This is a genomic window from Arthrobacter bambusae (genome assembly GCF_030812595.1).
GTDB lineage: Bacteria > Actinomycetota > Actinomycetes > Actinomycetales > Micrococcaceae > Arthrobacter > Arthrobacter bambusae_B.
The window spans coordinates 64,229-88,317 of record NZ_JAUSSZ010000006.1; the positions used below are offsets into that span (position 1 = coordinate 64,229).

Annotated in this window: 22 protein-coding genes; 16 read left to right on the plus strand and 6 right to left on the minus strand. The window is 65.2% G+C overall.

Features of this window, described 5'->3' with window-relative positions:
* Positions 1-62 precede the first annotated feature (62 nt).
* Positions 63-1,346, minus strand: a complete 1,284-nt coding sequence (locus tag J2S96_RS09855; RefSeq protein WP_306862464.1) for an aspartate kinase — start codon at positions 1,344-1,346, stop codon at positions 63-65.
* Positions 1,347-1,622: 276 nt separating this feature from the next.
* Here J2S96_RS09855 and kynA point away from each other — a divergent pair, with 276 nt between their 5' ends.
* The 8 genes from kynA to J2S96_RS09895 all read left to right on the plus strand — a co-directional run bounded on the left by kynA (position 1,623) and on the right by J2S96_RS09895 (position 8,970).
* Positions 1,623-2,507: a tryptophan 2,3-dioxygenase gene (kynA, locus tag J2S96_RS09860; RefSeq protein ID WP_306862468.1), complete on the plus strand. Its 885-nt coding sequence runs from the start codon at positions 1,623-1,625 to the stop codon at positions 2,505-2,507.
* Between the two features lie 41 nt (positions 2,508-2,548).
* On the plus strand, positions 2,549-3,787 hold the full coding sequence (gene kynU / locus J2S96_RS09865) for a kynureninase (RefSeq protein ID WP_306862470.1): 1,239 nt from the start codon (positions 2,549-2,551) through the stop codon (positions 3,785-3,787).
* A complete protein-coding gene (locus J2S96_RS09870; protein ID WP_306862472.1) occupies positions 3,784-4,638 on the plus strand; it encodes a PaaX family transcriptional regulator in 855 nt (284 codons plus the stop codon). Before kynU ends, J2S96_RS09870 begins: the two co-directional genes overlap by 4 nt.
* 85 nt (positions 4,639-4,723) lie before the next feature.
* Entirely contained in the window at positions 4,724-5,809 is a 1,086-nt protein-coding gene (locus J2S96_RS09875; RefSeq protein ID WP_306862474.1) for a LolA family protein, read from the plus strand.
* The gene (locus J2S96_RS09880; RefSeq protein WP_306862477.1) at positions 5,806-6,792 is read left to right on the plus strand and encodes an ABC transporter ATP-binding protein; all 987 of its coding nucleotides are present in this window, start codon (positions 5,806-5,808) and stop codon (positions 6,790-6,792) included. Before J2S96_RS09875 ends, J2S96_RS09880 begins: the two co-directional genes overlap by 4 nt.
* A gap of 16 nt (positions 6,793-6,808) precedes the next feature.
* Positions 6,809-7,654, plus strand: coding sequence for an ABC transporter permease (locus J2S96_RS09885; RefSeq protein WP_306862479.1), 846 nt, complete (start codon positions 6,809-6,811; stop codon positions 7,652-7,654).
* 27 nt (positions 7,655-7,681) lie between these two features.
* On the plus strand, positions 7,682-8,302 hold the full coding sequence (locus J2S96_RS09890) for an L-threonylcarbamoyladenylate synthase (RefSeq protein ID WP_306862482.1): 621 nt from the start codon (positions 7,682-7,684) through the stop codon (positions 8,300-8,302).
* A 2-nt stretch (positions 8,303-8,304) separates the two neighbouring features.
* On the plus strand, positions 8,305-8,970 hold the full coding sequence (locus J2S96_RS09895) for an alpha/beta hydrolase family protein (RefSeq protein WP_306862807.1): 666 nt from the start codon (positions 8,305-8,307) through the stop codon (positions 8,968-8,970).
* 42 nt (positions 8,971-9,012) lie between these two features.
* Here the strand turns inward: J2S96_RS09895 and J2S96_RS09900 are convergent, their stop codons facing one another.
* The 3 genes from J2S96_RS09900 to hrpB form a co-directional block, all read right to left on the minus strand.
* Positions 9,013-11,190: an elongation factor G-like protein EF-G2 gene (locus tag J2S96_RS09900; protein ID WP_306862485.1), complete on the minus strand. Its 2,178-nt coding sequence runs from the start codon at positions 11,188-11,190 to the stop codon at positions 9,013-9,015.
* A gap of 112 nt (positions 11,191-11,302) precedes the next feature.
* Positions 11,303-12,055, minus strand: a complete 753-nt coding sequence (locus J2S96_RS09905) for a M50 family metallopeptidase (RefSeq protein WP_306862810.1) — start codon at positions 12,053-12,055, stop codon at positions 11,303-11,305.
* A 68-nt stretch (positions 12,056-12,123) separates the two neighbouring features.
* Positions 12,124-14,841, minus strand: a complete 2,718-nt coding sequence (hrpB, locus tag J2S96_RS09910) for an ATP-dependent helicase HrpB (RefSeq protein WP_306862487.1) — start codon at positions 14,839-14,841, stop codon at positions 12,124-12,126.
* Between the two features lie 98 nt (positions 14,842-14,939).
* Here hrpB and J2S96_RS09915 point away from each other — a divergent pair, with 98 nt between their 5' ends.
* Both J2S96_RS09915 and J2S96_RS09920 read left to right on the plus strand, forming a co-directional pair.
* Entirely contained in the window at positions 14,940-15,125 is a 186-nt protein-coding gene (locus J2S96_RS09915; protein WP_306862490.1) for a hypothetical protein, read from the plus strand.
* 272 nt (positions 15,126-15,397) lie between these two features.
* Positions 15,398-16,228: a slipin family protein gene (locus tag J2S96_RS09920; protein WP_306862492.1), complete on the plus strand. Its 831-nt coding sequence runs from the start codon at positions 15,398-15,400 to the stop codon at positions 16,226-16,228.
* Positions 16,229-16,308: 80 nt separating this feature from the next.
* Here J2S96_RS09920 and J2S96_RS09925 read toward each other — a convergent pair whose 3' ends face one another.
* Positions 16,309-16,476, minus strand: a complete 168-nt coding sequence (locus J2S96_RS09925) for a hypothetical protein (RefSeq protein ID WP_306862494.1) — start codon at positions 16,474-16,476, stop codon at positions 16,309-16,311.
* A 309-nt stretch (positions 16,477-16,785) separates the two neighbouring features.
* Here J2S96_RS09925 and J2S96_RS09930 point away from each other — a divergent pair, with 309 nt between their 5' ends.
* The 3 genes from J2S96_RS09930 to J2S96_RS09940 all read left to right on the plus strand — a co-directional run bounded on the left by J2S96_RS09930 (position 16,786) and on the right by J2S96_RS09940 (position 20,288).
* Complete coding sequence (locus tag J2S96_RS09930; RefSeq protein WP_306862497.1) at positions 16,786-18,348, plus strand: CehA/McbA family metallohydrolase; 1,563 nt, start codon at positions 16,786-16,788, stop codon at positions 18,346-18,348.
* A 112-nt stretch (positions 18,349-18,460) separates the two neighbouring features.
* Complete coding sequence (locus J2S96_RS09935; protein ID WP_306862500.1) at positions 18,461-19,504, plus strand: NAD(P)-dependent alcohol dehydrogenase; 1,044 nt, start codon at positions 18,461-18,463, stop codon at positions 19,502-19,504.
* A gap of 139 nt (positions 19,505-19,643) precedes the next feature.
* Entirely contained in the window at positions 19,644-20,288 is a 645-nt protein-coding gene (locus J2S96_RS09940; protein ID WP_306862503.1) for a TMEM175 family protein, read from the plus strand.
* Here J2S96_RS09940 and J2S96_RS09945 read toward each other — a convergent pair.
* Entirely contained in the window at positions 20,274-20,792 is a 519-nt protein-coding gene (locus J2S96_RS09945) for a GNAT family N-acetyltransferase (RefSeq protein WP_306862506.1), read from the minus strand. The two genes, J2S96_RS09940 and J2S96_RS09945, sit on opposite strands and share 15 nt — an antisense overlap.
* Positions 20,793-20,857: 65 nt before the next feature.
* Between J2S96_RS09945 and trxB the strand changes: the two genes are divergently transcribed.
* The 3 genes from trxB (at position 20,858) to J2S96_RS09960 (ending at position 23,990) form a co-directional block, all read left to right on the plus strand.
* Entirely contained in the window at positions 20,858-21,835 is a 978-nt protein-coding gene (gene trxB / locus J2S96_RS09950; protein WP_306862509.1) for a thioredoxin-disulfide reductase, read from the plus strand.
* A 102-nt stretch (positions 21,836-21,937) separates the two neighbouring features.
* Positions 21,938-23,188: an Nramp family divalent metal transporter gene (locus J2S96_RS09955; RefSeq protein WP_306862512.1), complete on the plus strand. Its 1,251-nt coding sequence runs from the start codon at positions 21,938-21,940 to the stop codon at positions 23,186-23,188.
* Between the two features lie 412 nt (positions 23,189-23,600).
* Complete coding sequence (locus tag J2S96_RS09960; RefSeq protein WP_306862515.1) at positions 23,601-23,990, plus strand: hypothetical protein; 390 nt, start codon at positions 23,601-23,603, stop codon at positions 23,988-23,990.
* Positions 23,991-24,089: the final 99 nt, after the last annotated feature.

Consider the following 24,089-nt stretch of genomic DNA (forward strand, 5'->3'; position numbering starts at 1 on the left):
CGCTTCCCGCGCCGTTGCCTTTCGCGATGCGGGAAGGATGGGGTGGCGACGCTCCGGCCCCGTTACGTCGCTTTGCTGGCCTCCTCGCCCGCTTGGTCAAGCCCGAAGGCCAACCGCACGGCGCGCCGCGCGTCCTCAAGCACTGCGGCACGGACAACGACGTCGATGCGCATGTCCGACGCTGAGACCAACTCGATCTCGGCTCCCGCTTCCGACAGGGCCTTGAAGAGCTGCGAAAACACTTCGGCGTCGGTGCGCATGCCCAGCCCGATCAGCGAAAGCCTGCCGATCTGGCCGTCGTACTGGAGGTCCATGAAGCCAATGGCCCCCTGGGCAGCGGACAGGGCGGTGCGGACACGGAAGCCGTCCCGGCTGGGAACCGCCAGGGAAATGTCGCTCCCGCCGGCGCGCGCGAAGGAAGCGTTTTGAACGGCCATGTCGACCTGGGCGCGCTCATCGGCGAGAAGCCCGAAGATTTCCGCGGGCTTTCCCACGCCATCCGCGACGCCTATCACCTTGAGCTTCGCCACCGACTTGTCACTGAGAACCGCGGAGACCACAGGCCGCTCAACGGCGGGAGCCCGTTCCCAGACCGGCTTATGGTCCCACTCCGCTACCTGGTCCTGGCCTGGGAGGATCAGGGTTCCCATGCCACGGGTGAAGGACGAGCGCACATGGAGGGGGACCCCGAAACGGCGCGCATACTCGAGGCATCTGGCGTGGACGACTTTGGAACCCGACGCAGCCAGCTCCAGCATTTCCTCGTTTGAGATGACGTCGATTTTGCGCGCACGGGGAACGATGCGCGGGTCAGCGGTATAGACGCCGTCGACGTCGGTATAGATCTCGCACATGCCGGCACCCAGCGCCGCGGCCAAGGCGACGGCCGTGATGTCCGAACCTCCCCGGCCCAAGGTGGTGATCTCTTTTTTCTTCAGGCCCTTCCCCTGGAAACCGGCCACGATGGCAACTTCTTCGCGCTTCAAGCATGCGCGGATATGGTGCGGATCCACGTTGACAATGTGGGCCTTGCCATGGATTCCGTCGGTGATCAGTCCGGCCTTTTTTCCACTGAAGGTGCGGGAAGGAACACCCAGGTCGGACAATGCAATCGCCAAGAGCGTCACGGAGATCCGTTCACCCGTGGTCAGCAGCGCGTCCAGTTCGCCGGCGGGAGGACTGGGACTGAGGGACACGGCGAGGTCAAGCAGTTCGTCGGTGGTGTCACCCATGGCCGAAACCACCACCACCAGCGGATGTCCGGCCTCGCGGGTCTCGGCGATCCGCCGGGCCACTCGCTTGATGCCTGCCGCATCGGCAACGGAGGAGCCCCCGTATTTCTGCACTATGAGGTCCCGGGCCCGAAGATTTGTGCGCGTACGTAGCGCCGTCTGTTCGAGACCGGGGAAATGTTCTGGTCCGTCTACCTCCGGATGCCGACGGTCTGCTGGTAAGTCACGAATGCTGACTGCCTGCCGGTACATGGAGCCTCCTGCAGCCCAAATACCCCCTTGCCGATCTTACAACGTATCGGCCTCGCCAGCGGTTCACAGAGACGACAAAAGGAACTTTAAGATAATTCACTATCTTGACGTTCGTCACAAGAATGATATTCTGAATGCATGGAAAATCGCACCGGCCACTCCGCAGCGAGCATCAGGACCCAAGGCGTCAGGCCACTCGAGGACACAGTCCGCACCGATTTCAGCCAGGCAATGTCCTACGGCGGATATTTGGACCTTGATCGCCTCCTCACCGCCCAGCACCCGTTGAGCACCCCCGAACACCATGACGAATTGCTGTTCATCATCCAGCACCAGACCAGCGAACTGTGGCTCAAGCTGATCCTGCATGAGCTTCTCGAAGCCCGCCGGCTCCTCGACGTGGACAACCTTGCCAAAGCCCTCAAATGCATCGCACGGGTCAAGGCGATCCAGCGGACCATGACCGAGCAGTGGTCTGTGCTGGGCACGCTCACTCCGCGGGAGTACTCCGAGTTCCGTCGCTTCCTGGGCAGCTCCTCAGGCTTCCAGTCCCACCAGTACCGCGGCGTAGAGTTCCTGCTCGGGAACAAGAACCGCGCCATGCTCCGGGTCTTCGAGAGCGATCCGTCGGCGCACAGCCAGCTCAGCACCCTCTTGGCGGAACCGACGCTGTATGACGCCTTCCTGGCGGTGCTGGCCCGGGCCGGTTACGCCGTCCCGAAGAGGATCCTGGAACGTGATACGAGCGAACCGTGGACTTTCCAGGAAGACCTGGTCCCGGTCTTCCAGGAGATCTACGAGTCGGACGCCACCCCGTGGGGTTTCTACGAGGCTTGCGAAGACCTGGTAGACATCGAGGACAACTTCCATGCCTGGCGCTTCCGCCACTTGCGCACGGTGCAGCGGACCATCGGATTCAAGGTGGGCACGGGCGGTTCCTCAGGCGTCGATTTCCTCAAGCGGGCCCTTGACTTGACCTTCTTCCCGGAGCTTTACGCCGTCCGCACCGAAATCGGCAACTGAACGGTATTCCAAGAAACCCCATCCGTCACTTCAGGAGAGACATGAACAGCGCGCAGCAAACGCAACGGCCGACGTCGGCAGAACTCGACGCCACCGATCCCCTCGCCGAGCAGCGTGAGGCCTTTTACGTCCCGTCCGACGGCCAGCTCACCGCCTACCTCGACGGGAACTCGCTCGGCAGGCCGCTGAAGGCGACGTCGGCGAAGCTCGCCTCCTTCGTCGAGGACGCCTGGGGCAGCCGCCTGATCCGGGGCTGGGACGAACAGTGGATGGACGAGCCCACAACGGTCGGGGACCGGATCGGCGTCGTCACCCTGGGCGCGGCTGCGGGCCAGGTGACCGTGGGCGATTCGACGTCCGTGTTGCTCTACAAACTCATCCGGGCGGCAGTTGACGCCCAGCCCGGCCGCGATGAGATCGTCGTGGACCGGGACAACTTTCCCACGGACCGTTTCATCATCGAGGGCATCGCCGCGGAGAAGGGCGCCACCATCAAATGGGTCGCGTCCAATCCGGCCAGCGGCGTCCGGACCACGGACCTTGAAGGGCTGCTCGGCGAGCGGACCGCCGTCGTCGTGCTCAGCCACGTCGCGTACCGTTCCGGTTTCCTCGCCGATGCCGCGGCGGTCACCGCGATGGTCAAGGACTCCGGAGCGCTCATGCTCTGGGACCTCTGCCACTCCGTGGGCTCGGTGCCCCTCGAACTGGACGCCTGGGGCGTGGACCTCGCCGTGGGTTGCACGTACAAATACCTCAACGGTGGCCCGGGCTCCCCTGCCTTCGCTTACGTCAACACTTCGCAGCAGGAGCGCCTGCAGCAGCCGATTTGGGGCTGGATGGGCGCGGATAATCCCTTCGGCATGACAGAAAGCTACAAGCCGGCAAAGGGAATCCGAAGCTTCATCACCGGCACTCCCCCGGTGTTGGCCATGCAGCCGCTCAAGGACATGGTTGAGCTGATCGCCTCGGTGGGTATGGAGGCCGTGCGGGAGAAGTCCATCAAGCTCACTGAATTCGCAGCCGCCTTGGCTGAGGACATGCTGGTCCCGCTCGGCGCCGAGATTGTCAGCCCGCGCAACAGTGCGGAGCGCGGCTCGCACATCACAGTGGACCATCCCCTTTTCGGCAAGGTGACCCAGGCGCTGTGGGAACGGGGAGTCATTCCGGATTTCCGTCCGCCGCACGGACTGCGGATCGGCCTCTCGCCGCTCAGCACCAGCTATGCGGAGGTTGAGCTGGGAGTGACCGCCATCCGGGACGCCCTGACCGAACTCCTGTGAGCGCCGTCCTTGACGACATGGACTCCCGGCCAGGGAGCACCACGTCGTTGCTGCGAACGGTTATCGGCCTGTACCTCCGCGACGCCGGCGGATGGATGTCCACCAGGCACATCATCGCCCTTATGGAGGCCCTCGGCCTGACCGCTGCTGCATCAAGAACCGCGTTGTCGCGGTTGAAGAAGAAGGACATCGTTCTTCCGCAACTGCGTCACGGCGTTCCCGGGTTCGCCGTCACCGAGGGTGCCGCAGCGATGCTCGCGCGCGGCGACCGCCGGATCTTCACCCCCCGCCTGATGTCGTCCGAGGACCGCTGGTGCCTCGTATCGTTTTCCATCCCGGAGACGGAGCGGGAAAAGCGGCACCAGTTGCGGCGGAGATTGCACTGGATCGGCTGCGGAACGGTGGCGGCAGGGTTGTGGATCTGCCCCGATTCGCTCCGGGAGGAAGTGGAGGAGATCCTGGAGGACCTGGGGCTGCGCGCCATGGCCACGGTGTTCGTTGCGGACACTCCCCTGGTCGGCGGGAACCTCCGCGATGCCGCCTCCGGATGGTGGGACTTGGAGGCGGTCGCGGAACTGCATCGCGACTTCATCCGGCATCATGGTTCCGCAGCCGACGACGGCGGTCCGGTTGAGGGCTCCGACGGCGGCCCACCCACAGCCGGGACCTTCGCCCGCTATGTCCGATGCATCGACCGGTGGCGGATCATTCCCTACCTGGATCCGGGGCTGCCCGCTGGGTTTCTCCCCGAGGATTGGCCAGGCACGGCGGGAATCGCCCTCTTCGAGCGCATCCGGTCCGAGTATGCGAGTCCTAGCGCGGAATTCGTGCGGAGGACGTTGGAAGGGTAGTCGCTGAAGCACGTGATCGGGCCGGGCTTCAGGAGTAGTCTGGAACCATGAACTTCCCCGATGGTGGATGGTTCGCGAGGTTGTCATGACCCGCGTCTGGTTGCGTTGGTTGCCGGCCGCGCTGGTTCCGGTGGCCCTTGCTACGGCAGCCTTGTCCGGTTCCTACCAGGCAGGAGCTGCGACGACCCTGCCGCACAAAACGGCAGCGGAAGTCATCGCGATGATCGGCCACGCCGACGTCCGTGCTCTGTCAGGAACCCTTCAACAAAGTTCCGATCTGGGTCTCCCCCAACTTCCCTCCGTCGGGCCGACCGCAAGCCAGGGTCCCGCTTCGGTCATGGAGCTTTTGAGCGGCTCGCACACGGCCCGGGTCTACCTGGACGGCCCCGGCAAAGCCAGGTTCCAGGTGATGGACATGCTCGCCGAGCGTGACGTCGTCCGCAATGGCACCGATCTCTGGCTCTACAACTCGGCCGACAACAGTGCGGCGCACATGACGATGCCCGCTGAGCCGGCCCGCACACCGGCCCCGCACGCGGCACCGGCTCCGGGAGTAACCACTCCTGAAGTCCTCGCGCAGCACTTCCTCGCCGCCGTCGGGCCCACTACGGACGTGACCGTGGGCGACGGAACCACGGTGGTCGGCCGCACCGCGTACCAACTCGTGATCAAGCCGCGCAGTACCGGCACGCTCGTCGATTCCGTGACGATCGCCGTCGATTCCGCCTCGGGCCTGCCGATCGGCGTCGACGTGCGGGCACGGGGCCAGGGCCCAGCGGCCTTTTCACTCGCATTCACTGACCTGAGCTTGTCCACGCCGGACGCCGCCCTGTTCAGTTTCACTCCGCCCCGGGGTGCCGCAGTCGAAGAGAAAGCAACCCCGCAACTGCGCGCCCTCCCCGGTAAGACCGGGCAGGCGCCGCAGGCCAAGGCGGCATTCGCACGCCCAACGATCGCGGGCTCTGGCTGGGACGCAGTGATGGGCCTGCCCGCGGGCACGGTGCCCGCTGATGTCCGTTCGGCTCCGATGTTGGCCCAACTCACCCAGCCGATCCCGGGCGGCCGCGCCCTGACGACCAGCCTGGTAACGGTTTTGATGCTCGACGACGGCCGCGTCTTCGCGGGAATGGTGCCACTCGAGCGGCTGCAGGCCGCAGCCGCCGCGAAATGACGGAGGGACCTCCGCCGGCTGAACTGGCGATAGAGACGCAAAGCCTCGGCAAACGCTTCGGCCACCGTGCCGCCGTCGACGGCGTCGACCTGGCCGTGCCCCGCGGCTCAGTCTTTGGCTTCCTCGGCCCGAACGGCTCCGGCAAGACCACGACCATCCGCTTGCTGCTTGGCTTGGCGGCCGCCTCCAACGGCCGGATACGGGTCCTTGGCGGGGAGATGCCGCGCCAGCTGGCAACAGTCCTTCCCAATGTTGGCTCGCTGGTGGAAGGACCCGCCTTCTACCCTTTCCTGTCGGGGGCAGCGAATCTTCGGCGCTTGGACAGCGCCGATCTTCATGCCTCCCCGCGGACCCGCTCCGCTCGGGTGGATGAAGCGCTCGAGAGGGTGGGGTTGTCCCATGCAGCAGGCAAAAGGGTGCGTGCGTATTCCCTCGGGATGAAGCAGCGGCTGGGGATTGCGCATGCCCTGCTGCGCCCGCGCGAACTGCTTGTCCTGGACGAGCCCACCAACGGCCTGGATCCGCAAGGAACCCGGGAGGTGCGCAGCCTGGTCCGGTCGCTGGCGGCTGGAGGCACCACCGTGTTCGTTTCGAGCCATCTCCTCGCCGAAGTGGAGCAGATGTGCACCCATGTGGGCGTCATGAGCGTAGGCAAGCTCGTGGCCCAAGGAACCCTGCACGAACTGCGCGCCGCGGGGAAGGCCACGATCCGGCTCCGCACACCCGATATCGAGGCTGCTGTCCGTGTCCTCTCGAGGCTGGGCCTGCAGTCCGAACTTTCTGCTCCGCCGCCCGGCTCGTATGGTCCCGATGGCCGGAGCCTCGTCAGTACCGGGCCGCCCGGGCGGGAGGTGGCGCCCGAGGCGATCGTCGCCGCCCTCGTGGCCGATGGCGTCAGGGTCCGGGGCTTTGGCGTGGAGAACGCCACTTTGGAGGAGCGCTTCGTCTCCCTCACCGGAGAGGGGTTCGACATTGCTGGCTGAACAAGGAACCGGAGTCATGACCGGCGCTTCAGGCGCCCGGCCACCGAGCTCGTGGCCGCTCATGGCCTCCGAGCTCTCGGTGCTGTTCAGGCGGCTGCGGACCTGGGCAATGCTCCTGGCGCTCGCGGCGATCCCCATCCTCATTGCCGCGGCCGTCAAGCTGAGTGCGCATCCCGTGGCGCCGGGCCGGGGTCCGCCCTTCCTGGACCGGATCAGCCAAAACGGGCTCTTCGTCGGCGTGACGGCGATGATCGTTTCCGTGCCTTTGTTCCTGCCCCTCACCATCGGAGTAGTGGCCGGCGACACGATTGCCGGAGAAGCGAACCTTGGCACGCTCAGGTATCTGCTCGTGGCGCCGGCAGGACGGGTGCGGCTTTTGCTCATCAAGTACGCGGCTGCCGCCGTCTTCTGCCTGGCCGCGACCGTGACTGTGGCCGCCGCCGGCGCGCTGGCCGGCGTCGCGCTCTTCCCGGTGGGCCCCGTAACGCTGCTGTCCGGCGACACGATCGGCGTGGGCGAATCCGTGCTGCGGTCCCTGCTGATTGCCGCATACATCGCGGTGTCGCTCTTGGGGCTGTCCGCTATAGGGCTGGCGATTTCCACCTTCACGGACGTGCCGGTGGGAGCCATGGCGGCAACCGTCGTCTTGTCCGTCGTATCGCAAGTGGCAGATAACCTTCCGCAACTTGAGTGGCTGCACCCTTGGCTGTTCAGCCATTACTGGTTGGGGTTCGCCGATCTCTTGCGCCAACCCATCTCGTGGACGAGCTTCGGCGACAACGCCCTGCTGCAGGCGGGCTACATTCTGGTGGCCGGGGCCTTGGCTTACGGCAAGTTCACGAGCAAGGATGTCCTGTCCTGACACACTGCCTGCCCGTAAGCTCATGGAATGGCAAGATTCTTCGATGTCCACCCGCAGGACCCCCAACCACGCGCGATCGCCCAGGTGGTGAAAATCCTGCAGTCCGGCGGCCTGATCGCCTACCCCACCGATTCCGGCTACGCACTGGGCGCCCAAATCGGCAATCGGGAAGCCCTCGATCGCATCCGCTCGATCCGGCAGCTCGACAGCAAGCACCATTTCACCTTGGTCTGCAAGGATTTCGCGCAGCTCGGACAATTGGTCATGATCGACAACGACGTTTTCCGAAGCATCAAGGCCGTCACGCCTGGAGGCTACACGTTCATCCTGCCCGCAACGAAGGAAGTTCCGCGCCGACTCCTGCACCCCAAGAAAAAGACGGTGGGGGTCCGGATTCCGGACCACAAATTTGTCCAGGCCCTGCTGGCCGAACTGGGCGAACCGCTCCTTTCCAGCACGTTGCTGCTCCCCGACGAGGAGGAGCCCCTGACCGAGGGCTGGGAGATCAAGGAACGCCTGGACAACCTGGTGGAGGCCGTGATCGATTCCGGAGACACCGGCGCAGAGCCCACAACCGTGGTGGACTTCACGAGCGGCACAGCCGAAGTGGTCCGGCGCGGCACCGGCGATCCCTCCCGATTCGAGTGAGCGTGCGCGTCGCCGAATCCCGCGTCACGATCGACGTCGATGGCACACCGATCTCCGGTATCTACGGCCGGCCTGACAAGCCGTTTGCGACCCTCGCGCTCGCCCATGGAGCGGGCGCGGGCATGGAGCATCCGTTCCTGGACGGTCTCGCGCACGCGTTGAACGACGACGGCGTCGCGACTTTGCGCTTCAACTTCCCCTACCGGGAAGCCGGCAAGAGGTTCCCTGACCGGCCACCCGCGGCGATCGCTGCCTGGCGGGCCGTCATGGAGGTAGCGGCGTCCCGTTCGGAGGGCGAGCCGCTGTGGGCGGCCGGCAAGTCCTTCGGCGGCCGCATGGCGTCGATGGCGGTCGCCGAAGGCATGTCCGCGGCGGGACTCGTCTACCTCGGCTACCCGCTGCACCCGCCGGGCAAACCCGAGAAGCTCCGCGATGAGCACCTCTATGGACTCACGCTGCCAATGCTCTTCCTGCAGGGTACCCGGGACACCTTCGCGACGCCGGAGCTGCTCGAAAACGTGGTGGCCCGCATTGGACCCAATGCCTCCATCGAGTGGTGGGACGGCGGCGGCCATTCCTTCGAACGCGCGGGAGTCAAGAAGAGTGCGGCGGACATCGGAGCGTCGTTGGCGGCCCCGGTGACAGCATTCCTTCGCGGGGAGGGCTGAGCCTGCCTGGCAGGGGCCGGGCGTGAAGCTTTTCGCTCGATCTCAGGCTTTCGCTGCGGCAACGGCAACGCCAGGGGGCAGCGGCTCGTGCCGCAGGTACTCCCGGCGGAATCGGCCGCTGCCCGCAGTCAGCCCCCGCAGCACGATCGCGTATCGCAGCAGTTCCTGTTCCGGGACTTCGGCGCTGATCTCCGTGGTCTCCCGGCCCACGGATGTCGTTCCGGTCACGCGCCCCCGACGGGAGGACAGATCGCTCATGACGGCACCCACGTGGTCGTCGGCCACGAGGACCGTCACCGCCGAAATCGGTTCAAGGAGCTGAACGCTGCCGGCCGCGGCGGCCTCCCGCAAGGCCAACGCTCCGGCCGCCTGGAAAGCCGCGTCCGATGAATCGACGCTGTGCGTCTTGCCGCCTACCAGGGTCACCCTGATGTCGACCACCGGGAACCCTGCCCGAACGCCCTTGCTCATCTGGGCCCGGACGCCCTTCTCTACCGAAACGACGTAGGTGGCGGGGATGACCCCGCCAACAATCCTGTCGACGAACTCGAAACCGGCCCCCCGTTCCAGGGGCTCCACTTCGATATCGCAGATCGCGTACTGTCCATGTCCGCCGGATTGCTTGACGTAGCGCCCGTGGCCGGCGGACTGGGCCGCGAAGGTCTCCCGGAGGGGCGTGATGACGTCCACCGTCTGAAGCTTCACCCCCTGCTCCCGCAAGCGGTCCAGGACCGCCTCCGAGTGGGCCTCGCCCATGCACCAAAGGACCAGCTGGTGCGTCTCGGAGTTGCGCTCCACCCTGAGGGTCGGATCTCCGGCAGCGACCTTGGCCAGGCTCTTGGCCAGCGCATCCTCATCGCCGTGCGAGGCCGCTTCGATCGCTACAGGCATCAGCGGCTCGGGCATGTCCCAGGTTTCGACGAGCAGTGGAGCCTCGCGGGCGGATACAGTGTCTCCCGTCTCGGCGCTCGCCACCTTCGCCAACGCGCAGATGTCGCCGGCCACGGCGAACTGAACCGGCCGAAGGGTGGACCCCAGCGGCGAGTAAAGATGCGTGATCCGCTCGTCGCTGTCGTGGTCGGGGTGGCCCCGTTCGGCCAGGCCGTGCCCGCCCACGTGCACGGCGGAATCCTCGCGAAGCGTCCCGGAGAAGAGCCGGACCAGGCACACCCGCCCCAGGAACGGGTCAACGGTAGTCCGCACGACTTCACCAAGGAGCGGGCCATCCGGATCGCATGTCAAGGGTTCCACCGGGGTCCCGCCCAAGTCAGTTACGGTCGGCAGTCTTCGCTCCGTGGGAGGCGGAAACGCCCGGGTCAGCACCTCCAGCAGTTCGGTCGTGCCCACTCCTGTCACGGAGGAGGTTGCCAGCACCGGAAAGAACGTCCCCCGGACAATCGCCGTCTCCAAATCGTCTACGAGGGTATCTACGGGCACTTCCTCGCCTCCAAGGTACCGGTCCATCAAGGTCTCATCCTCGCTCTCGGAAATGATGCCCTCGATGAGCTCCCCGCGGACACCATCCGCGCCAGCCAATTCTTCCGCGGTCGCGGGACGTACCGCAGGCCGTGGCTCACCCGGGGTGTACTCAGATACTGAGCCCGAGAGTAGGCCGAGCACCCCCGAGACGGCATCGCCGTTGCGGACCGGCAAGTGAAGGGGCAGGACGGAATCGCCGAAGGCGGCCCGGCATTCGGCCAGGACAGCGTCGTAGTTCGCCCGCGGATGGTCAAGCCGGCTGATCACCACTGCCCGGGGCATGCCAACGCGCTCGCATTCACCCCAGAGGGCTGTGGTTCCGACGTCGACGCCGTCAACTGCCGACACCACGAACAACGCCGCATCCGCGGCACGCAGGCCCGCGCGCAGCTCTCCCATGAAATCGGCGTAGCCCGGGGTGTCGAGAAGGTTCACTTTGATTCCGTCGAAGACCACGGGCGCCGCCGACAGTCCGATGGATCGCTGCTGGTGGATGGCCGTCGCTTCGGAATCGCTCACAGTGGTCCCATCGACGATGGTACCCATGCGGGAAACGACGCCGGCAGCGTAGAGAAGTGATTCGAGCAGCATCGTCTTTCCCGCGCCAGAGCGGCCGATCAGGACTACGTTGCGGATATTCGCGGGCCGATCGGCCGGCGCCGAGGAAGGGTCCGCCCGTCGAAGATCAGGGTTGGTCCGGTTCGCCCCCTTCGTCGCACTGCCTGAGCCTTTCACCGACATGAGCACCTCCTGGAGTAGAGCCGGATCCCCCGCGTCCTTTGCTAACCGATTCCACACCCTGGACCGGCGCACGGCAAGAGCAATCCGGGCGCTCTGCGCCGAAACCGCGGGCTTACGAGAGCATGCCCCACACCATGCGAAGGGAAAAGGCCGCGCTCGCTGCAATGACAACTGCGAAAGCCACCAGCCACAGCAAGGACGGCACCCCGGTGGCACGGGCCAGGATGTAGGCGTCCGAGGACGCGAGCCGATCCCGGCGGCGGGTGTGGACCGAAGCCACCTTGAACCAGTCCCGCACGGCACCCACTTCGAGGGCTATGCCGAGTCCGAGCACCACATGGCTGACAGTCGAGGCAGTGGCGAACATGACAAGTAGTTGGGCAATCGCCGCGCTCAGGAGGGCCACGAAGATACCGGTGAAGTTCCGTAGAAAAACCAGTGCGAGCAGCAGTACAAGCGCACCGATGGACATTGCCGCTCCCGACCGGCCAGCCGAGACAGACCAGATGAGCGCCACGCCTACCACCGCGGGACTCGGATATCCCCAAAATCCGGACCAGGCCGCGCCGAACTTGCCCCGCCCACTGCTGAGCAGCTGGCCGGAATGGTCCAGCCCGATCCGGAGCCCGTGGACAACCCGACCCGTCATGAGGGCAGCGAATGCGTGCCCCAGCTCATGGACGAACGTGACGTAGAGGCCGAACCAACGCCACGTGGCCCGGGGGATACTCAGTACGACGGCCGCAACCAGGACGCCCCACACAACGGGCGCAGCGAGGTTCGGGACCTCTGCCGTGGTGAATCCCCGCAGCACGGCCTGCCACCAGTCGTTGGCCAGGTCAGCGGGACGCAATTCCATGTTCATCACCGTGGCATCCTAAAGAAAAAGCCTGTGAATGCCTCCCAGGCGCTGGAGCCGGCGGCGAGCCGACGTCACATCTTGCGCTTGGTCCTGGCCGTGGCGGGCGCTGTCCACGGGTCTTCGGGCCATGGATGCTTCGGATCGCGGCCGCGCATTTCTGCGCGGACCTGGGCATAGGGGCCGGACCAGAAGGAAGCCAAGTCATCCGTGACAGCCACCGGCCGCCTGGCCGGAGAAAGCAAGTGGAACAGGACCGCCACGCGTCCGCCCACCAGACGGGGCGTGTCAGCCCAGCCGAAGCACTCCTGCAGCTTCACGGCGAGCACCGGCCGGCCGCCGTCGTCCGCAACGTCCGGATAGTCGATCCGCACCTTTGAACCGCTCGGCACCTCAAGCCATTCGGGCACCAGCTCACCGAGGCGGCCCGCTTCCGGCCACGGCAAAAGCCGCCGCAACGGCTCGGCGAGGTCGATCCCGCTCGTGGCAGCGCCTCCTGCGAGCGCTTCGAGTTCCGGGGCCAGCCATTTGTCCAGCCGTGCCAGCAATGCCGGTTCGGAGACGTCCGGCCAGGGGTCGCCCAGTTCCCGATGCAGCAACGCCAATCGCCTGCGCAACGCATCCGCAGCACTCGACCATCCAATGGTCCCCAGGCCCTCTTTCGCCAAGGCACGGGCTACGGCTGGGCGTCCATCCTCGATGGAGGGGCGCACCGGCGTCGAAGAAAGAACGATCGCTCCCAGGCGCCGTTCCTGCCGGGCGGTGACGCGGCCCTGCTTGAATTCGGCTTCAACCGTGTTGCTCAGGAGATGGCCGGCGGCAGCTTCCGCGGCATCTGCCGCCAAAGGCGCGGCGGAGCGGATGACGGCGCCGGTCCCTGCGGCGTCCCTGCCGTCCCCGCGGGACACTTCGGCCACGGCGAGCCATTCGTGGCCCGTGAGCGGACTGCCCGCCGGCAGTCCGGCCCGTGTCCCGGAGGTCAGCAGGTAGCGTTCAGGTCCACCGCCTGGAACGCGGCGCGCCACGCGGTCCGGGAACGCGAGCGCTACGACGAACCCGACTGCTTCGCCCGGGTCTGCCGGTGCGGCCAGCGACGTCCCGACGCCGGATCCCTCCCGGCGCGCCATCGCCTCCATGCGGCGGACATCCGCGGCCCAACGCCGGGCGGCGTGGTCCTGGCCGGTCCGGAGCGCGGCCAGGAGACGCGTCAGGTCAGCACCGGGAGCACGTTGCTCCCCCGCAACAAGTGCGACTGCCTCGGCAGCCGTACGATGCCCGACGGCGGCGGCCCCATCCAGCAGCGCGCGTGCCAGGCGCGGGTCGGCGGGAATCCTTGCGAGTGTCTTTCCCACGTCCGTGGCGAGCCCGTCCGGGTAGATCGCGCCGAGTTCCCGCAGCACTTCAATGGCGTCCGCCATCGCGGCCTGGGGCGGTGCGTCCGGAAGTGCCAGTCCCCGGCCACCCGGTGATCCCCAACAGGCCAGGACCAGTGCGGCGCCCGTCAGGTCGGCGGCCGCGATTTCCGGTGTGGGGTGGGCTGGTGCGGCACCGTACGCCTTTTGCTCGTAGCAGCGGACCACGCGCCCGGGCCCTTGGCGGGCCGCGCGTCCGGCGCGCTGGTCGGCGGAGGCGCGGGAGCAGGAAACCGTGACCAAGCCGGACATGCCTCGGGCGGCGTCACGCCGCAGCTCACGGGACAGCCCCGAATCGATGACCAGCCGCACTCCCGGAACTGTCAGCGAGGATTCGGCCAGGGCGGTCGAGACAATGATCCGGGCAGATTCGCCAGGTGCCCGGCCTGAGACGGCGCGGTCTTGTTCCGCGGGGCTTGCCTGTCCGTAAAGCTCCAATACTTCCGCTTCCGGCATCCTCCCGGCCAGCCGGGCGCGCAGCCGGGCAGCGACGTAGGAGACCTCCCATGCGCCTGGGACGAACACCAGGGCGTCGACGTCCGGATCAGTTGCGAGTGTTTCGGTATACGACGCCGCGGCTGTGTCCGCTACATGGTCCAGGAAGGCTCGGGTCACGCCGCGTCCGTCCAACCGCGGCGCGGCTGCAGGCATCCAGTCCACCGTCAAGGGATGCAGTGGGGATGGACAGTCGACGACGGGTGCCGGCCCGCCGCCGTCGGGCTTTGTGTCTCCGCCCGCACCGACGGCGGCACCGCCAATCAGCCCGGCGAACCGCGGGGCGTCCAGGGTTGCCGACATCGCGACGAAGGTGAGGTCGTCCCGCAGCTCGCGGACCTCAATGAGCATTCCGAGCAACAGGTCGGTCTCCAGGCCGCGTTCGTGAACTTCGTCCAGGATCACGGCGCCGGCGGTCTCAAGCCCCGGATCCGCGAGCAGGCGGCGCAGGAGGATTCCAGGTGTGACGAACTCAATGATTGTCCCGGGGCCGGCCTGGCTTTCTCCGCGGACCGTGTACCCGACGCGCTCGCCGAGCCGGCTGCCGTCGAGGGCGGCGAGTCGCCGTGCCGCCGAGCGTGCGGCGACACGCCGAGGCTGGGTCACCATCACCCTGCGAGGCTTTTTCCCGGCGACGGCGGCGGCCTCGATGTTGGCAAGCAAGGGTGGCACCAGGGTCGTCTTGCCGGTCCCCGGGGGCGCCTGCACGACGGCGGCTCCCGCAGTTCCGCCTCCTACAGTTCCGTCGCCTACAGTTCCGTGTTCACCGAGGGCTTTGGCGAGTTCCCCCAACGATTCCCCGAAAACCAGTCCCGTCCCGATCGTGTCGAGGTCGAAAGGACGGTATGCGAGCGCGGCGTTCCGGTGACCGAGTGGGGATTTCACTCCTCCATTGTGCCTATGTGCGAACCCGCCCCTGAATGGTGGACTCTTCGCCGGATCGGGAGGACGATTAAAAGGCAGTTGCTAGAAGGAGGTCTGCGATGTGCTACGGCTACAGCAAGGATTTCCGGCGGGACACCAGGAAAGATGCCTCACAGGAACCAGAGGAACGCCCTGAACCCAAGGTTGACGCGAAGGACTTCAAGTTCTGGGCCTTCCCGCGCCGCCACCGTGAGTTCACGAACGATCCGGAGCCGGTTATCGACCGGACCCGCGAAAGGGTCTAAGCCACGAAATTGAAAGGAATGTCCCCCCAGGGGGCGTTCCTTTCGACTGTCTGGATGACGCCAGTTCCCTTGGATCGTGGCGCCCCGGTTCGCTCCTGGGGATGGCACCGCAGGGCCTACAACTTTCGTGGATACAGGGATTTACTGGAAGTACAACGTGCGCGGGTTCGTCCGCCTCGCTGCGGAAATTGGGCTCCCTTTTCCCTCTACTGCCACCGAAGGATCTCCGTCATGAACGCATCAGCACCACGCGATGAAGGCGGTGACCGGCCATGACTGCGGACGCCATCACATGGATTATCGTCTTGATTATCCTGCTGGTCATCTGGTTTGCGATGGCCGTCCACATCGTCACCCAGTATGAGCGCGGTGTCCTGTTAAGGCTGGGAAAGATCCAAGGCCTCAGGACTCCGGGGCTTGTGATCATCATCCCGTTCGTCGATCGGCTGAGGAAAGTTTCACTGCGGATCGTCACCATGCCCATCCAATCCCAAGGGATCATCACCCGGGACAACGTGAGCCTGGACATTTCCGCGGTCGCCTATTTCCGGGTGGTCGACGCTATCAAGTCCGTCCTCGCCATTGAAAATGTCTACGCGGCAATTGACCAGATCGCGCAAACCACGCTGCGCAAAGTAGTGGGCCAGCACACGCTTGACGAAACGCTCGCGGAAACGGACGTCATCAATGCCAACATCCGTCAGATCCTGGATGGACTGACCTTGGAATGGGGCGTCGAAGTGACCCTCGTGGAGCTCAAGGACATCCAGCTGCCGGACAGCATGAAGCGCGCCATGGCTCGCCAGGCCGAGGCCGAGCGTGAGAAGCGCGCCAAGATCATCGCCGCCGAAGGCGAATCCCTGGCCGCCGCCGCATTGGGCACGGCCTCAGACACCATGATGGCCCATCCATTGGCCCTGCAATTGCGCAACCTGCAGTCCATGGTGGAGATCGGCGTGGACAAGAACACCACCGTCGTCTTCCCGGCGCCCTTGATGAGCACCATCGGCGAACTCGGCGCTTTCCTTGCCCGCGAAGCCGCCGCCGCGAAAGCCGCACAACCACCGAGGACCATGACGGGAAGAACTATGGCGGCCGGGTGAAACTGAATTGCGCCAAAGCACCGGCCCCGCATGGAATCCATGTGCGGGCCGGTGCCAGCCGGGGTAGCTCGTCCCTGAGCCTAGGACGTGGCGCCTACGGAGGTTCCTTCCGCCGCGAAAACGGCTTCCGCTACATCCTCGCGCAGATGGTAGTCCCGGGCTTCGACCGGATACAAGGAACCACTGACCACGTAATAGCCGCGGCCTTCCCCTGGGCCGCCGGCCGCCGCATCTATGGCGGCGATCATCCTTGGATCCAACGGCTTTTCTGTGCCTATCTCGCGCAATCGAGCGAGGTCGTCGGCCTCCAGGCGACGGAGTAAACCCGGGATATCGCACATCTCAAAACACCGTCCTGTTCGGTCCATGGGAATCGTTTGCGCCGTCGCCCCAGCCCTTGGTGCATGCCAAGAACAGTAGGCCCGGGGGGCGCTCGTGACAAGGGTCCAATCCCTGTGAGTCCGTTGTTTGGACAGTGCTTGCTGCTGGTGGTGGTTTCATGCCTAGTTCTCAGGACGGTTACCTACTGTTCAGTAACTGGCGGCAGCATCGTCCGGGTGACTTCTCCATGCAAAGCCCACTCGGGCGAAAATGCCACTTTTTCCTCAACCCGGCGCGGCTTCCTGGCCGCCGCACTGACCGGCGCAGCTTTGACCCTGACGCCGGTTTCGTTCGCGTCAGCCGATACCGGAACCAGCAAGACCAAGACCATCACCGGCCATTTGGACCCGGGCGCCGCAGACTTCGTGTACTTGCCGGTCGAAGTTCCGGCAGGCGTCAACAAGATCAGCGTTTCCTACACCTACAGCAAGCCCCAGGTGGCTTCCGGACTACTCGGGAATGCCTGCGACATCGGAATCTTTGATGAGAAGGGCACCGACCTTGCCGGTAAGGGCTTCCGCGGCTGGTCCGGCGGATTCCGTACCGAATTCAGCATCAGCGCTGGCGACACGACCCCGGGCTACCTGCCCGGACCGATCGGGAAGGGCACGTGGAACATCGTCCTGGGCCCGTACCAGGTAGCCGAGCAGGGCCTCGACTACACCGTCAACGTCACGCTTGAGTACGGACCTGACGGCACTCCCTTCAAGGCACAGTACCCGCCGCAGCAGATCGCCGGCCGCGGCGCAGGCTGGTACCGCGGCGATGCGCACCTGCACACCGTCTACTCCGACGGAAAGCGCACCCCCGAAGAGGTTGCAGCCGGCGCCCGTGCCGCGCGGCTCGACTTCATGATCTCCACGGATCACAACACGCCCGCGTCCCACGGTGTCTGGGGGCCGCTCGCCGGAAACGACTTGCTCATCCTCACGGGTGAGGAAGTTACCACCCGCAACGGTCACTACCTCGCGCTCGGCCTCGAACCCGGCGAGTGGATTGACTGGCGCTACCGCGCCCGCGACAAGGGATTCGAGCAGGAAGCACAGCGGATCCACGCTTCCGGCGGAATCGTGGTCCCGGCCCACCCGTACTGCCCGTACGTCGCCTGCCGCTGGAAGTTCGGCTATGACGACGCCGACGCCGTTGAGGTTTGGACCGGCCCGTGGACCTTGGACGACGAGTCTTCCGTCAACACGTGGGACTCGATGCTGGCCCACTCCGTGCGCACGGGCGGCCGTTGGCTCCCTGCCATGGGAAACAGCGACGCGCACAGTGTCCCGCAGGTCATCGGGCTCCCCCACAACGTGGTCAACGCCTCGGCACTGTCACGTGATGCCCTGCTGGACGGCATCCGGAACGGGCGGAACTGGATCGCAGAGTCTGCCGACGTCTCGGTGGACTTCCAGGTGACCTCCGGCGGCAAGAGCGCGACTGTCGGCGAGCGGCTCAGCCTCGCGGCAGATGCTCCTGTCACGGTGACGGCGAAAATCGCCGGCGTGCCCAACGGCGTCGTGCGTTTCATCACGGATGAAGGACAGACCCAGCAAATCACGCTTCCCGCGTCGGGCCAGGGAACCAGCACGTGGATCACGACGCCGCAGCTCGCGGCATACGTGCGCGTGGAGGTCAGGCATCCGAAGATCGACGGAACCTCCGGCAGCGGTACCGAGATGGGTACGACCATCCCGCTCGGCCCCATGGCGGCGTTGACCAACCCGATCTTCCTCGGTAAGAACTAGCCCGCACCGCTCAGGGAGGCCTTGCCAGTACACCTATCATCAGGGCCTCCCTCACGTCGGAGTGATCCTGTTTGATGGATAGTGCCCTCCCTCCGTCCACAACAGGAGAAAAATGCTGACCGTAAATGCTTACGCCGCCCCGTCCGCGGGCGGGGACCTCGTCCCCACCACCATTGAGCGCCGCGACGTCGGCGCCCACGACGTTCTGATCGAGATCAAATTCGCTGGCATCTGCCATTCGGACATCCACACCGTCCGCGGCGACTGGGGACCGCAATCGTACCCGCTGGCCCCAGGTCATGAAATCGCCGGAATTGTCACCGAAGTCGGAGCCGAAGTCAGCCGGCACAAAGTCGGGGATCGCGTGGGAGTCGGCTGCATGGTCAACTCCTGCCGCGAATGTGAGAACTGCCGCAAGGGCGAGGAACAGTACTGCCTGCAGGGGATGACCGGGACCTACGGTGCGGTTGACCGTGACGGTACCATCACCCAGGGCGGCTACTCCACCCACGTCGTCGTGACCGAGGACTTCGTTGTACGGATCCCCGAAGGAATAGGGCTCGACGCCGCCGCTCCCCTGCTGTGCGCAGGCATCACCACCTTTTCGCCGCTGCGTCACTGGGGTGCCGGCCCCGGCAAGAGGGTTGCCGTCGTAGGGCTCGGCGGCCTTGGCCATATGGCCGTCAAGCTCGCCCACGCGATGGGTGCCGAAGTCACCGTGTTGTCCCAGTCGCTGAAGAAGATGGAGGACGGCCTGAGGCTGGGCGCGGACCACTACTTCGCCACGAGCGATCCGGCCACTTTCGAGGAGCTTGCGCGGTCCTTCGACCTCATCATCAACACCGTCAGCGCCCCGATCGACATCAGCGCCTACCTTCAGTTGCTGACGCTCGACGGCGCACTGGTGAACGTGGGCGCACCGGCGGAGCCGCTGCCGGTCAACGCGTTCGCGCTTATCGGCGGACGCCGGTCCTTCGCCGGTTCCATGATCGGGGGCATCCGCGAGACCCAGGAAATGCTCGATTTCTGCGCGGAGCATGGACTGGGTGCCGAGATCGAGGTCATCCCGGCCGACAAGATCAACGACGCCTACGAGCGCGTACTCGCGTCCGACGTGCGGTACCGCTTCGTGATCGATAGCTCAACGCTGGGCTAGAGGCAGCGAATGCCCCTGCGGGCGCAGGCATCACGGGTCGTTGGCCGCGTGCTTGCGCTTCGTGGGGGCTTTTGCTGTCCGGGGGCCAGTTTGGCGACGGGACGATCACCTACGATGATGTCCCCATGAGGGAAACACGATGAACAAGAACCGGCTTGAGGCATTCAGTGACGGCGTCCTGGCCATTGTCATCACCATCATGGTGCTCGAACTGCGGGCGCCCCCGGAACCGAGCTGGAATGGACTTCTCAGCGTCCTCCCGACATTCCTCAGCTACCTGCTCAGCTTCGTCTACGTGGGGATCTACTGGAACAACCACCACCACATGATCCATTTGGCCGACCGGGTCAACGGAGCCATCCTCTGGGCGAATCTTCACCTTTTGTTCTGGCTCTCGCTCTTCCCGTTCAGCACGCGCTGGATGGATGAATCGGGCTTCGTCGAAGTCCCCGTGCTGGCCTATGGGTTCAACCTGCTCTGCGCCGCGATTGCCTACTTCGTCCTACAGCAGGCATTGATTCACCAGCAAGGGCGCCAAGGTGCGCTCGCCCAGGCGGTTAGCAAGGACTGGAAGGGGAAGACCTCTCCCTTCATCTATCTTGCAGGCCTTGGCCTTTGCTTTGTTGAGCCCCTGCTGGCCGTCGCCGCGTACACCGTGGTGGCGCTGATCTGGCTCGTTCCCGACCGACGGGTGGAGCACTTCGTCACCCGCGCACACCAAGAACGCCCGGAGTTGGGCAAGCCGGGCCAGCCAGAAAACACTTCAGGCTCAGATCTTCCGTGAGCGGCGCTCCAACAAAAGGGTGTCGCGCCAATGGCCGGCCAACGGACCGGCACTCATGCGCGCAATGCGTTCGCGTCGGCCAACCACAGTGAAGCCGTTCGCCTGATGAAGGCGGATGCTGGCCTCGTTTTCGGGGAAGATGCTGGACTGGATCGTCCAGATGCCATGCGCTTCGGTCGACGCGGCAAGCGCTTTCAGCAGCCGGCTTCCGATACCGCGCCCGCGGGCAGGGCCGGCGACGTATACCGAGTGTTCGACCACACCGGCATAGGCCGGACGCGCAGACACAGCGGAAACGGCCGTCCACCCCAACACCTCGCCCGACCCCTCAGCAACGAAGCGGTGGTCAGGAAGGCGGCTTGCATCGAATTGCTCCCAGTCCGGAGCCGCCGCTTCGAAAGTTGCCTGCCCGGTCTCGATGCCTTCAGTGAAAATCGCGCGGACTTCTGGCCAATCCCCAGGACTCATGGGCCGGATCAGGACGGCTCCGGCTTCGGTCAACATTTACCCATTATGCACTTGGACGGACGAACCCTTGATTGAAGTCCTCGTCCTTGTTGCACTTGTCTATGAGCAAAGAACAGTTGATCATCATCGGATCCGGCCCCGCCGGCTACACCGCTGCAATTTACGCGGCCCGGGCCGGATTGAACCCCTTGGTGCTTGGCGGGTCGGTCACCGCCGGCGGCGCACTGATGAACACGACAGAGGTGGAGAATTTCCCGGGCTTTCCTGCCGGCATCCAGGGGCCCGAACTCATGGATGGCCTGCAGCAGCAGGCCGAGCGCTTCGGTGCCAAGATAGCGTTCGACGACGTCACTGAAGTCCGGCTGCGTGGGCACTTCAAGCGCGTGGTGACCGGAGCGGGTGACACACACGAGGCCCCTGCCGTGATCCTCGCGACCGGCTCCGCCTACAAAGAACTCGGCTTGCCCGAGGAGAAGATGCTGGCCGGACACGGCGTATCGTGGTGCGCCACATGCGACGGCTTCTTCTTCCGCGAGCAGGAAATCATCGTGGTGGGCGGGGGTGATTCCGCCATGGAAGAGGCGATGTTCCTCACGCGGTTCGCAAAGACCGTGACCGTCGTCGTCCGCAGGGGAGAGCTCCGGGCCTCCCGGATCATGGCCCAGCGCGCCAAGGACAATCCGAAAATCCGCTTCGCGTGGCATTCGGCCATCACCGCAATCCACGGCGATGCCAAGGTCTCCGGCGTAACCCTGGCTGACACCCGCAGCGGCGAAACGCGCGAACACGCGGCTACGGGCATATTCGTGGCCATCGGACATGTCCCGCGGACGGAGTTGGTTGCGGGGCAGGTGGAGCTCGACGCCGAGGGTTACATCAAGGTGGACTCCCCCACCACCGTTACCAATCTCTCCGGAGTCTTCGCTTGCGGTGACGCAGTGGACCACCGATACCGCCAAGCCATTACGGCCGCCGGCACCGGTTGCGCCGCAGCCTTGGATGCCGAGCGGTATCTCGCCGCCCTTGAGGATGCGGACAGCATCGCCACCGCACTTGTTGAAGAACCCACCCACGCCTGAAGCCCCAAGCGCGCCAGTCAAGCCGTGCCTAAAATCTACTTTTCGGTGTGCCTAACTTAGCGGTATCCTCAGAATGTCCGTATCCCCGATGTTGAGGAAACCATGGCTGCCACGATCGCGGAGCAACCGGCGAGCAAGGCCCGATGGAAGTCCCGGCTGCTCTTGTTGGGGCCGGCTTTCGTGGCTGCGATCGCCTATGTGGATCCGGGAAACGTCGCGGCAAACCTCACAGCCGGAGCGAACTGCGGCTACCTGCTCGTATGGGTCCTGGTGGCAGCAAACATCATGGCAGTCCTGGTGCAGTACCAGTCCGCGAAACTCGGCTTGGCCACCGGCCAGAGCCTTCCGGAACTCCTGGGCAAACGCTTGGGAACCCATCGGCGCAGGCTTTTCTGGGTGCAGGCGGAGGTGGTGGCCGGAGCTACCGACATGGCCGAAGTCATCGGCGGAGCCGTAGCCCTCAACCTGCTCTTCGGACTACCGCTTTTCATGGGCGGAATCATCGTCGGCGTCGCATCCATGTTCCTCCTGGCCCTCCAGTCCTCACGCGGCCAGAAATCCTTTGAACACGCCATCATGATGCTCCTGGCGGTCATCGCCGTCGGTTTCGTCTCGGGGCTGTTCGTCAATCCCCCCGAACCCGGCGGAGTGCTGGCCGGCTTGGTGCCGCGCTTCGAGGGCACGGACACGGTCCTCCTTGCTGCGAGCATGCTCGGTGCCACCGTCATGCCGCATGCCATCTACCTCCATTCGGCCTTGGCCCGTGACCGGCATGGCTTCTCGGAAGATCCCGCAGTACGGACAAGGCTCATCAAGACCACCCGCGTGGACGTCGCGGGGGCCTTGATGCTGGCCGGAGTCGTGAACATCGCCATGCTGCTTTTGGCTGCAACGAGCCTGCGGGGGGTCGAAGGCACCGCAACGATCGCGGGGGCCCACGCTGCCGTTACCTCGGCCCTTGGTCCAGTCATCGGCGTGGCTTTCGGCGTCGGTTTGCTTGCCTCGGGCCTGGCTTCAACATCCGTCGGATGCTACGCCGGCGCGACTGTCATGGGGGGACTCCTCAAAATCCGGGTGCCCATGCTGCTCCGCCGGGTGATCACACTGGCCCCGGCCTTGGTCATTCTCGGCGTTGGGATAGAACCTACCCTGGCACTCGTGCTGAGCCAGGTGCTGCTGAGCTTCGGCATACCTTTCGCGTTGATTCCGCTGATCCGGCTCACCGGCAAGCGCGAAGTCATGGGCATCCACACGGATTCCGCGCCGTTGAAAATTGCCGGGTGGACCAGCGCCGCACTCATCGTGGGCCTCAACTGCGTCCTTATCGTCTTGACACTCATGGGGAAGTCCTAGGCTTCATCCCGCAGCGCCGGCGCACATTCGGGAGGATGGCCGGACTAAGACTCGGTGTGAGCGCCTAAGGAGAACCCTCATGAGCAACCCCCAGGCCCTGGCCCGTCGGCTGGGTACCTTCGACGCGGTCGTGATCGGGTTGGGCTCCCGCCAGGTCCGCGCCGTCCCCGGCCAACACTTTCGGGGATGGACTGCTTGCCCATGGTGGGTACGGAATCCTGCAATCCGCCGGCTTGTTATTCTTCGCCTTTGCCGGCTACGCGAGGATCGCGACCATGGGAGAGGAAGTGCGCAACCGCCTCGTCAGGCTCAGTCGCTAGTTCACGATCTGGAGCGCAAGGAGGGTGGCGGGGCTGGACAAAAAGCCGAATCAGGGGTGGACGGCGAAGGGCGCACAGAGCAGGATTGAGCCATGAGCAACCATGAGGCACTTCTGAAGCAGGCCAGCGTTACCGCCACGGAAGCCACGCTCGTGGCGAAGTTCGAGATCGAGGGCAACATCCCTGGCTCCGGCGCCTTTGTTGTGGGCCTGGTCGCTGCGACTCCGGACTATTCCTCTCAACGAAGACTCGGCATCGAGTTCATGAACGGGGAGGCAATCGCCTTCTTCTCCTTTAACCACGACCAAAGCGCCGAAGAGAACTACGACCTCAAGGGTGTCGAACACTCGGAAAATACCATCACGGGCCACTTCCCCCTCTCGGCGATCAACGGCCTCGGCAAAGGACATGTGATGACGGCCTTCAGTGAAGCCGACGGCCGGGAGTACCAGTCCGGCGTCGTCGTGGAAGAGTCGCTCTAGGACCGGATACCTGAGATCCGAGGGACCGCACATCGGGTCCATCCCATGGTGTGTGCGCTTGCTGCGTGTCGCGCTGTTTCCCTGCGGACCGTGTCATGC

Bases quoted from the DNA above. Each gene is read 5' to 3' on its own strand.
- kynA (WP_306862468.1), top strand. From the start codon at position 1,623: ATGGAAAATCGCACCGGCCACTCCGCAGCGAGCATCAGGACCCAAGGC.
- kynU (WP_306862470.1), top strand. From the start codon at position 2,549: ATGAACAGCGCGCAGCAAACGCAACGGCCGACGTCGGCAGAACTCGAC.
- J2S96_RS09875 (WP_306862474.1), top strand. From the start codon at position 4,724: ATGACCCGCGTCTGGTTGCGTTGGTTGCCGGCCGCGCTGGTTCCGGTG.
- J2S96_RS09880 (WP_306862477.1), top strand. From the start codon at position 5,806: ATGACGGAGGGACCTCCGCCGGCTGAACTGGCGATAGAGACGCAAAGC.
- J2S96_RS09885 (WP_306862479.1), top strand. From the start codon at position 6,809: ATGACCGGCGCTTCAGGCGCCCGGCCACCGAGCTCGTGGCCGCTCATG.
- J2S96_RS09890 (WP_306862482.1), top strand. From the start codon at position 7,682: ATGGCAAGATTCTTCGATGTCCACCCGCAGGACCCCCAACCACGCGCG.
- J2S96_RS09900 (WP_306862485.1), bottom strand. From the start codon at position 11,190: ATGTCGGTGAAAGGCTCAGGCAGTGCGACGAAGGGGGCGAACCGGACC.
- J2S96_RS09905 (WP_306862810.1), bottom strand. From the start codon at position 12,055: ATGAACATGGAATTGCGTCCCGCTGACCTGGCCAACGACTGGTGGCAG.
- J2S96_RS09915 (WP_306862490.1), top strand. From the start codon at position 14,940: ATGTGCTACGGCTACAGCAAGGATTTCCGGCGGGACACCAGGAAAGAT.
- J2S96_RS09920 (WP_306862492.1), top strand. From the start codon at position 15,398: ATGACTGCGGACGCCATCACATGGATTATCGTCTTGATTATCCTGCTG.
- J2S96_RS09925 (WP_306862494.1), bottom strand. From the start codon at position 16,476: ATGATCGCCGCCATAGATGCGGCGGCCGGCGGCCCAGGGGAAGGCCGC.
- J2S96_RS09935 (WP_306862500.1), top strand. From the start codon at position 18,461: ATGCTGACCGTAAATGCTTACGCCGCCCCGTCCGCGGGCGGGGACCTC.
- J2S96_RS09940 (WP_306862503.1), top strand. From the start codon at position 19,644: ATGAACAAGAACCGGCTTGAGGCATTCAGTGACGGCGTCCTGGCCATT.
- J2S96_RS09945 (WP_306862506.1), bottom strand. From the start codon at position 20,792: ATGTTGACCGAAGCCGGAGCCGTCCTGATCCGGCCCATGAGTCCTGGG.
- trxB (WP_306862509.1), top strand. From the start codon at position 20,858: ATGAGCAAAGAACAGTTGATCATCATCGGATCCGGCCCCGCCGGCTAC.
- J2S96_RS09955 (WP_306862512.1), top strand. From the start codon at position 21,938: ATGGCTGCCACGATCGCGGAGCAACCGGCGAGCAAGGCCCGATGGAAG.
- J2S96_RS09960 (WP_306862515.1), top strand. From the start codon at position 23,601: ATGAGCAACCATGAGGCACTTCTGAAGCAGGCCAGCGTTACCGCCACG.